Raw genomic sequence first — 8236 nt, 5'->3', positions numbered from 1 at the left:
TGCCCATGGCGTCGATGGTGACGATCACGCCCTTGAGCAGCAGGGCGTCGAGCAGTACCGGAATCGCCGTCAGTTCGTTCGATTTCTCGGCGCACGCCTCCTGCCCCAGGACTAGCCTGGCCCCGGTCGCAAAGGCGCTCACCAGATGCAGGGCCTGCTGGCCCGTCATCTTGCTGCGCCGACTGGCCTGGGTAAATTTGTTCTAACCATCCATCATTCCGGCGCAAGCGACCGTAGGAAGTGCAGAGCCCGGAATCCAGATTCGTCCATCTGATCAAGGTGGTAAAAGACCTGTTTGATAAACGAACTGGATTCCGGGTCAAGCCCGGAATGACAGTAAATCAATGGGTTAGCGATAGAACAAATTTGCGGCTTTCGCCGCAATGACGGCTTCTAAGCCGGATGAGCCGCGTGGCGAATGACGGGAGGTGTGAAATGACACTGGCCCCCTTCGTTTTTAGTGCGAGTGCCCGCGCTATTTGATCGATTCAGTCCGTTTCGAATCTGACGCCACCGCGTCGCTCGCCATCGCAACGACGTCCGAAGAACAGCAGACCTTTGCCTCTGAGGGAGAGTGAGTCATTTTTGATCAGAAGCTCAGCGCCCTCGTCCTGCATAATGCAGGTGCCATTGGTGCTCCAGTCGGTCAGGACGATGCGATCTGCATGCCTTTCGATCTGGCAATGTTTTCGGGAGACGAGAATATCCGTTAAAACCAGATCGTTTGACGGGGCGCGGCCAATTGTGAGCAGCGGATTTCCCTCGGTCAACTCCAGTGTTTTCAGACCCTGGTGCAGAATCAGATAGGGGCCGGTCGCGCTAGGCACCTTGCTGGCTGGCCAGAGGGCTTCGCCACCGTAGGCGGAAGAGGGTATCTCGCAGCGCCAATCAACCCTGTGTGTAGGCTGTTCGATGGGGGAGTCATCGAGTGGGCGTGTGAGCTTGCGCAGGTCGGGGTTGAGTTCAGCGACAACGATTTCTGAGACCACGATGTCGTCGTCGGCAAGCGCAAGTTGCGATGCGATTTCCCCGCTATCGTCGATCTCGTCACTGGCTCTCCGCCAGGCGGACACCTGGTGGATTCCGATGCGCAAGGCTAACCTTTGCCCGGGTGCCTGTGCCAGGCCCGCGCAGCGTTGCTGCATCTCGCAAGCGCCAAGTAGTGCGGCGTCTGCTGTCTCAAAGACCATCAACAGAGCATTGTTGAACAACTGATCGATCCGGCCGCGGTAGGAGGATGCGACCCGCTCTATTCGGTGCATGCGGCGCGCCAGCGGATAACCGGCCTGGGCATCATCGAACTGTGCGGAGGTATGGCCAATACGATGCACCTCGGCATGAACCTGATATTTATTTCGAATATTGCTCATGGCGATAACCCGTTGCCCTAATTGCGGAGTAGAAAACGGTAAGAGCCTTCATGATAGCTCTTTTTGCATTCTTTGCACGTGACATATAATACGTCAAGTGCATGTTTATTGGTTGTTATTTCCACAATGGCCGGCTGTCGAACCAGCGAAAAGCCTTCCCTGCCAGGTGTTGCGTTCCAGCAGGCGTGCTTCAAATAGCGCCGGGAATTTTGACAGCCGCATACCCCAGTCGGGTGAAACGAGTACGTTGGGCGGCACTTCGCTGCCCAGTCGCTGGATCTTGAACTGCGGTGGCAGGTGTTCGAGCACGTCAATTACGGCGTCGAGGTAACTCCTTGGGTCGAGCAGGGCAAGGCTCTCTGGCGCGGCGCGATACTGGTTGGCCAGCCGGGTGCCGCGCATAATCTGCAACTGGTGGAACTTCAGTGCATCAAGCGGCAATTCGGCCAGCGCCCTGGCGCCATTGATGAGGCTTTCGCTCGTTTCCAGCGGCAGACCGAGCAGCAGGTGCCCGGTGATGAACAGGCCACGTTTGGCAGCACGCCGGATGGCGTCCTGTGTGCAGGCAAAATCGTGCCCACGAAGGCATTCGCGCAGCACCTCGTCGTTACAGGACTCGATGCCGATTTCCAGCTCGACCATCGTGCGGGTGGACAGTTCAGCCAGATAATCGAGGATTTCTTCAGGCAAGCAGTCGGGTCGTGTGCCAATGACGATTCCGGAAATGTCTGGGTGGGCAAGCGCGACAGCATAGATTTTCTTTAATTTATCAAGACCGTCGTAGGTGTTGGAATAACTCTGGAAGTAGGCGAGGAATCCCTTGGTCCGTGGATAGCGACGGCGCATGAAGGTAATGCCGGTGTTGATCTGTACGGTGATGTCACGCTCTTCGCGCAGATAGCTGGGCGAAAAGCCCTCGTTGTTGCAGAAGGTGCAGCCGCCGACTCCGAGCGATCCGTCGCGATTGGGGCAGGTGAATCCGGCATCAATGGAAACTTTTTGCAGTCGCCCGCCGTGTTCGAGCTTTATCCAGTCGTTATAGACATGGTAACGGCGGCCATTGAAGCGGGCCATGCTTTCAGGGAAATTGCTCATTGGGGCAAGTTTAGCTGGTTTGTCCCTTGGTCGATTATTCGGGTTGAGAATAACCAAATAAACAAACAGACTTTGATGTTCTATGAGCTTTGACTATAGTGGAGCCCTTCCCGCTGTTGCCAGCACTCTTAAAGAATGCCAAGGAGATTTACATGTCCCGATTGATCCGCGATTTTCTGCTCGGCCTTGTTGTCGCAGGTGCTGTTGCCGCATCTGTGCCGGCATTCGCCGAGAGCAGCCTGCTTAATGTGTCCTACGATGTTGCACGTGACTTCTACAAGGACTACAACCCGATGTTCCAGAAACACTGGAAAGCCAAAACAGGCGAGGCGGTCGAACTCAAGCAGTCGCACGCCGGATCGAGCAAGCAGGTGCGTGCCGTGGCCGACGGGCTGGAGGCTGATGTGGTGACGATGAACCAGGCGTCCGACGTCGATTTTCTCGTCGAAAAAGGGCTGGTGATCAAGGACTACGCGAAGAAATTTCCGAATAACGCTTCGCCCTACACTTCGACGATGGTTTTCATCGTACGCAAGGGTAATCCCAAGGCTTTGCAGGACTGGCCGGATCTTGTGAAGCCTGGTGTGCAGGTCATCCTGCCGCACCCTAAGAGCACCGGCAATGGCCGTTATTCCTATCTCGCGGCGTGGGGTTTTGCGCTCAAGCAGCCGGGCGGCAACGACAAAACGGCTCAGGAGTTCGTCAGCAAGCTGCTCAGGAACGCGCCGCTCTTCGCTGCCGGCGGCCGCGATGCGACGACGACCTTCATGCAGCGCAAGATCGGCGACGTGCTGATCTCCTTTGAAAGCGAGGCCGAATTGATCGCCAAGGAATTCGGCAAGGGTGAGTTTGACGTGGTCTACCCGTCGCTGTCGATTCTTACCGAGTTCCCGGTTGCCATCGTCGAAAAAGTGGTTGACAAGAGGGGGACGCGCAAGTTGGCGCAGGAGTATCTTGACTACCTGTGGTCCAAGGAAGGGCAGGAGAATGCCGCGCAGAACTACCTGCGTCCGCGCGATGCGGAACTACTCAAAAAATTTGCGGCACAATTCCCGGCAATCAAGACTTTTACCGTTGACGAGGTCTTCGGCGGCTGGCCCAAGGCCTACCCGGCGCATTTCAAGGATGGCGGAACCTTTGACCAGATCTATCAGAGCAAGTAAGAATGAAAAGACTTGGTAGGTCGGGTTAGCGAAGCGTAACCCGACAGTTGTCTGAAACTAAGGGAAGTTTGTCTTCCAGATTTAAGGCTCAAGGATCAATGAAACGTGTTCTTCCTGGCTTCGGCCTTTCGCTTGGCTGCACGCTGGTCTATCTGTCGCTGTTGATCCTGTTGCCTCTTTCCGGTTTGGCGTTCAAATCGAGTTCGCTCGATCTCTCACAGTTCTGGAATATTGCCAGCGGTGAGCGGGCGCTTGCTTCGTATCGCGTGACCTTTGGCGCCTCGCTGCTGGCGGCCATGATTAACGCCGTGTTCGGTTTGATCGTGGCCTGGGTTCTGGTGCGTTACAGTTTCCCCGGAAAGCGTCTGCTTGATTCCCTGGTCGACCTGCCGTTTGCCCTGCCCACCGCCGTCGCCGGCATTACATTGGCGACGCTCTATGCCGGCAACGGCTGGATCGGTCGCCACCTCGAACCGATCGGCATCAAGGTGGCGTTCACTCCGCTTGGCATTGTCGTGGCCTTGACCTTCATCAGCCTGCCCTTTGTCGTGCGCACCCTGCAACCGGTGATCGAGGATATCGAGCCGGAAATAGAAGAAGCCGCAGCCTCGCTCGGCGCCTCACGTTTGCAGACCTTTCTGCGGGTGATTTTCCCGGGAATTTTCCCGGCGTTGCTGACCGGCTTTACCTTGGCTTTCTCGCGCGCCATTGGTGAGTACGGATCGGTCATCTTCATCGCCGGCAACATGCCGCTGATTTCCGAAATCACGCCGCTGCTGATCATCTCCAAACTCGAGCAGTACGACGTGGTCGGCGCAACTGCGTTAGCCTGCGTCATGCTTGTGATCTCCTTTGTTTTACTGCTCGGCGTCAATGCCCTACAGTGGTGGACAGCCAATCGCCATCACGGAACAGAGCGGGTGAGCCTGTGAGCACCCAGCGCATGGCCAATGCCGAGCCACGCTGGTTACGCTGGGCGCTGACCGGAATCGCCCTGGCTTTCCTCTTCCTCTTTCTCGCGCTGCCTTTGCTGGCGGTCTTTGGCGAGGCGCTGGCTGGCGGCTGGCGGGCCTTCTTTGCAGCGTTGAAGGATCGCGAGGCGCTGTCGGCAATCGGGCTGACCCTGTTCATTGCGCTCTTCGTGCTGCCTTTCAACGTCGTTATCGGTGTCGCTGCAGCGTGGGCCATCGCCAAATTCGACTTCCGCGGCAAGAGCCTGCTGATCACCCTGATCGATCTGCCCTTTGCTGTTTCGCCGGTTGTCGTTGGCTTGGTTTTTCTGCTAATTTTCGGCGCCCAGGGCCTCTTCGGGCCGTGGCTTTCGGCGCACGACATCAAGGTCGTTTTTGCCGTGCCGGGGATGGTCCTCGTGACCCTGTTTATCACCTTTCCCTTCGTCGCGCGCGAGCTGATCCCGCTCATGCAGGCGCAGGGCAAGGACGAAGAGGAAGCGGCCATTTCGCTCGGCGCCACCGGCTGGCAGATGTTCCGCCGCGTCACCCTGCCCAACATCAAATGGGGTCTGCTCTACGGTGTGATCCTCGCCAACGCCCGCGCGATGGGCGAGTTCGGCGCGGTGTCGGTAGTCTCCGGTCATATCCGCGGCGAGACCAACACTCTGCCGTTGCATGTGGAGATTCTGTACAACGAATACAACGCGGTCGGTGCCTTTGCTTCGGCGTCGGTCCTGGCTTTACTGGCCCTCGTTACGCTGGTCGCCAAGACCCTGGTCGAGTGGCAGATGCGCAAGGAAACCGAAATGCTGGATACGGCGCTGACGCCAGAAAAAGTGGATCAAGAAAGCGAAACAAGACCATGAGCATAGAAATCTGCGGCGTCGGCAAGAATTTTGGCAACTTTGTCGCACTCGACAACATCGATCTGAACATTCCTACCGGCGAACTGGTCGCCTTGTTAGGCCCCTCCGGCTGCGGCAAGACGACCTTGCTGCGCATCATTGCCGGAATGGAGACGGCCGATTCCGGGCATGTCAAATTTGCTGGAGAGGAAGCCACCCACCTGCACGCGCGCGAACGCCAGGTCGGTTTCGTTTTCCAGCACTATGCCTTGTTCCGGCATATGTCGGTGTTCGAGAACGTCGCTTTCGGCCTGCGCGTCAAGCCAAAGCATGAGCGTTTGCTGGAGGCAGAGATTCGCCGCCGGGTGATGGACCTGCTCAAGCTTGTCCAACTCGACTGGTTGGCCGAGCGCTATCCCTCGCAACTGTCCGGTGGGCAGCGGCAACGCATCGCGCTGGCGCGCGCGCTGGCCGTCGAACCCAAGGTGCTGCTGCTTGACGAACCATTTGGCGCGCTCGACACCAAGGTCAGAAAAGAATTGCGTCGCTGGCTGCGTCGTCTGCACGACGAGATGCACATTTCCAGTGTCTTCGTGACACATGATCAGGAGGAGGCTCTGGAAGTGGCCGACCGCGTCGTGGTTATGAACCAGGGCCGCGTCGAACAGATCGGAACGCCCGACGAGGTCTATTCCAGCCCGGCGTCCCCCTTCGTCTATCAGTTCCTGGGTAATGTCAATGTCTTCCACAGCCGGGTGCACGGCAATTGGGCCGATGTCGGGCGCGATGTCAGCGCTGCGCCGCCCGACGGCGAAGCCATGGCCTTTGTTCGCCCACATGATATCGACATCGAACATGGTCCGATGACTGGGGGGCTAGAGGCCACGGTGCAGGACGTTCATGCCATCGGGCCGTTGGTGCGGGTTGAACTGGCCCATGCCTCCGAGTTGATCGAGGTCGAATTGACGCGCGAGCGCGCCACGGTCCTCAATCTGGCCAAGGGTCAGCAAGTGTGGCTCAAGCCGCGCCAGGTCAAGGTGTTTGCCGTTCCAGGTTCGGTATTGGAAGAGTACGGTTCGGGAATTTGACCAGCACTACAATGGCGCCGCTGTCAGCGGGTGTGGGTATCAGTCCGCGGGTCTGGGATTGGTTGACGGTAGTACAACGGGGACGGGAGAGAGGGGTTTATATGAAAGTGCAAGGATTTACAACGTCGATTCTGCACTCGGATCGTAGCTCCACAATTGAGCATGGGGCACTCCACAAGCCACTGCATGTGTCTGTTGCCTATGGCTACCATCACACTCGCGACCTGGCCGCCGTATTCCAGGGGAGTAGCCAGGGATATGCATACGGGCGGCAAGGCAACCCGACGACCGATGCGCTTGAGACGAAGGTCACCGCGATGGAGGGGGGCATCGCAACAGTGTGTTTCTCTACCGGCATGGCCGCACTTGGCGCGGCGTTCCTCGCGCTGTTGCGCTCGGGCGATCACGTCGTCGCGTCTCAGTTCTTGTTCGGTAATACCAACAGTTTGCTGAATACGCTTGCCGACCTTAACCTATCAATAAGCTTTGTCGACGCAACCGACGTGCGTAATGTGGAAGGCGCGCTTACCGAGCGCACACGGCTCGTGTTTGTCGAAACAATCGCCAATCCGCGTACACAGATTGCTGATCTTGCTCGCATCGGCGAACTATGCCGTGCGCGTGGCATGCTCTACGTCGTCGATAACACCATGACATCTCCGTGGCTCTTCAAGCCGAAGGAGGTCGGCGCAGGACTCGTCGTCAATTCGCTCACAAAGTATATTGGCGGGCATGGCAACGCACTGGGTGGCAGCGTCACCGACACGGGCCTCTTCGACTGGACGCGCTTTCCGAATATCGCCCAGAATTACCGCAGCAGACCACCGGCGTTGTGGGGCGTTACGCAGTTGCGCAAAAAGGGCCTACGCGACATGGGCGGAACGCTTGCCGCCAGCGAAGCGCATCATTTGTCAGTCGGTGCGGAGACACTTGCTCTTCGAATGGAACGCCAGTGTGCCAACGCCAGGGCGCTCGCAGCTCTCCTGTCTGCTCACCCTCACGTTAAGGTAGTTCACTATCCTGGATTGCCCACACATCCCCAACATGAGTTCGCCCGGGCATGGTTTCGCAATTTCGGCGCGCTACTTTCCTTTGAGCTTTCCGAAGAAATCAATCCTTTCGATTTCCTTGACCGACTTTCAATTGCTGTAATCTCGTCGAACCTCGGGGACAACCGTACGCTTGTGATCCCGGTCGCCCACACCATTTTCTGGGAAATGGGTGCCGAACGTCGGGCTGAGATGGGAATAGCGGAGTCGCTAATCCGGGTCTCGGTGGGCATTGAGGACGAGGCCGATCTTATCGGGGACTTCAAGCAGGCATTGGGGTAGTGGCCGTCATTTGGGTGTCTCGCTCTTCTCCCGCTTGATCAGACTTATCTCGCCATCGCCCTCAAGGTACATTCGCTTGACCAGTGCGATGTCATCGACGCCCTCCTGCCGGATTTTCGCGCCCAATTCTTCGTCGGTAATGAACTCGCGCCGCATGTTCCGCCGAAGCATCTTGCCGTCGCGGACCAGGCACACCCGGTGTGCCGATGTGAAGCGCGCGACAGCAGGAAGGTGGAAGCTTAGGAAGTCCAGCAGGTAGCTCCAGAACACTAAGGTCGCGATTAGCACCATGCCGTCGGTCGTCGAAGTGGCGCCTCCGATCATCGCATTCTGTGCCGCGTCACCGAGGATCACCACAAACAGAAAATCGCTAACCCCGAGCGCACCGATG

8 protein-coding genes and 1 pseudogene are annotated in these 8236 nt (G+C 57.6%); 5 read left to right on the top strand and 4 right to left on the bottom strand.

The genetic code is table 11. From position 1 onward, the window contains the following. From Q1J43_RS01360 to Q1J43_RS01350, 3 genes and pseudogenes are all read right to left on the bottom strand, one after another. Positions 1–175 (bottom strand): annotated as a pseudogene (locus Q1J43_RS01360) (ISAs1 family transposase); the annotation flags it as partial. A 313-nt stretch (positions 176–488) separates the two neighbouring features. Next, positions 489–1370, bottom strand: coding sequence for an FHA domain-containing protein (locus tag Q1J43_RS01355; protein ID WP_301100493.1), 882 nt, complete (start codon positions 1368–1370; stop codon positions 489–491). A gap of 105 nt (positions 1371–1475) precedes the next feature. Next, positions 1476–2465, bottom strand: coding sequence for a TIGR01212 family radical SAM protein (locus Q1J43_RS01350; RefSeq protein WP_301100491.1), 990 nt, complete (start codon positions 2463–2465; stop codon positions 1476–1478). Between the two features lie 152 nt (positions 2466–2617). On the opposite strand from Q1J43_RS01350, the gene Q1J43_RS01345 reads away from it, so the two are divergent. From Q1J43_RS01345 to Q1J43_RS01325, 5 genes are all read left to right on the top strand, one after another. Next, the gene (locus Q1J43_RS01345) at positions 2618–3628 is read left to right on the top strand and encodes a sulfate ABC transporter substrate-binding protein (RefSeq protein WP_301100490.1); all 1011 of its coding nucleotides are present in this window, start codon (positions 2618–2620) and stop codon (positions 3626–3628) included. Positions 3629–3726: 98 nt separating this feature from the next. Continuing rightward, the gene (cysT, locus tag Q1J43_RS01340; RefSeq protein WP_301100489.1) at positions 3727–4560 is read left to right on the top strand and encodes a sulfate ABC transporter permease subunit CysT; all 834 of its coding nucleotides are present in this window, start codon (positions 3727–3729) and stop codon (positions 4558–4560) included. 11 nt (positions 4561–4571) lie between these two features. Then, positions 4572–5447, top strand: a complete 876-nt coding sequence (gene cysW / locus Q1J43_RS01335) for a sulfate ABC transporter permease subunit CysW (protein ID WP_301100494.1) — start codon at positions 4572–4574, stop codon at positions 5445–5447. Continuing rightward, the gene (locus tag Q1J43_RS01330) at positions 5444–6514 is read left to right on the top strand and encodes a sulfate ABC transporter ATP-binding protein (protein WP_301100488.1); all 1071 of its coding nucleotides are present in this window, start codon (positions 5444–5446) and stop codon (positions 6512–6514) included. The genes cysW and Q1J43_RS01330 overlap by 4 nt, the downstream gene beginning before the upstream one ends. A gap of 101 nt (positions 6515–6615) precedes the next feature. Continuing rightward, positions 6616–7845 (top strand): cystathionine gamma-synthase family protein, encoded by a 1230-nt coding sequence (locus Q1J43_RS01325; protein WP_301100487.1) that lies wholly within the window; start codon positions 6616–6618, stop codon positions 7843–7845. Positions 7846–7851: 6 nt separating this feature from the next. On the opposite strand, the gene Q1J43_RS01320 is transcribed toward Q1J43_RS01325, so the two are convergent. Continuing rightward, positions 7852–8236, bottom strand: a 385-nt coding sequence (locus Q1J43_RS01320) for a YetF domain-containing protein (protein ID WP_301100486.1), incomplete at its 5' end; no start/stop codon positions are given.

The organism is Propionivibrio sp. (assembly GCF_029255185.1).
Classification (GTDB): Bacteria; Pseudomonadota; Gammaproteobacteria; order Burkholderiales; family Rhodocyclaceae; genus Propionivibrio.
Note: the sequence above shows the minus strand (reverse complement) of the source record. Positions and strands in the feature narration are given on the sequence as shown.

What these genes read in the sequence shown, in the direction of transcription:
- cysT (WP_301100489.1), top strand. Translation starts at nt 3,727, where the DNA reads ATGAAACGTGTTCTTCCTGGCTTCGGCCTTTCGCTTGGCTGCACGCTG.
- Q1J43_RS01355 (WP_301100493.1), bottom strand. Translation starts at nt 1,370, where the DNA reads ATGAGCAATATTCGAAATAAATATCAGGTTCATGCCGAGGTGCATCGT.
- Q1J43_RS01330 (WP_301100488.1), top strand. Translation starts at nt 5,444, where the DNA reads ATGAGCATAGAAATCTGCGGCGTCGGCAAGAATTTTGGCAACTTTGTC.
- cysW (WP_301100494.1), top strand. Translation starts at nt 4,572, where the DNA reads ATGGCCAATGCCGAGCCACGCTGGTTACGCTGGGCGCTGACCGGAATC.
- Q1J43_RS01350 (WP_301100491.1), bottom strand. Translation starts at nt 2,465, where the DNA reads ATGAGCAATTTCCCTGAAAGCATGGCCCGCTTCAATGGCCGCCGTTAC.
- Q1J43_RS01345 (WP_301100490.1), top strand. Translation starts at nt 2,618, where the DNA reads ATGTCCCGATTGATCCGCGATTTTCTGCTCGGCCTTGTTGTCGCAGGT.
- Q1J43_RS01325 (WP_301100487.1), top strand. Translation starts at nt 6,616, where the DNA reads ATGAAAGTGCAAGGATTTACAACGTCGATTCTGCACTCGGATCGTAGC.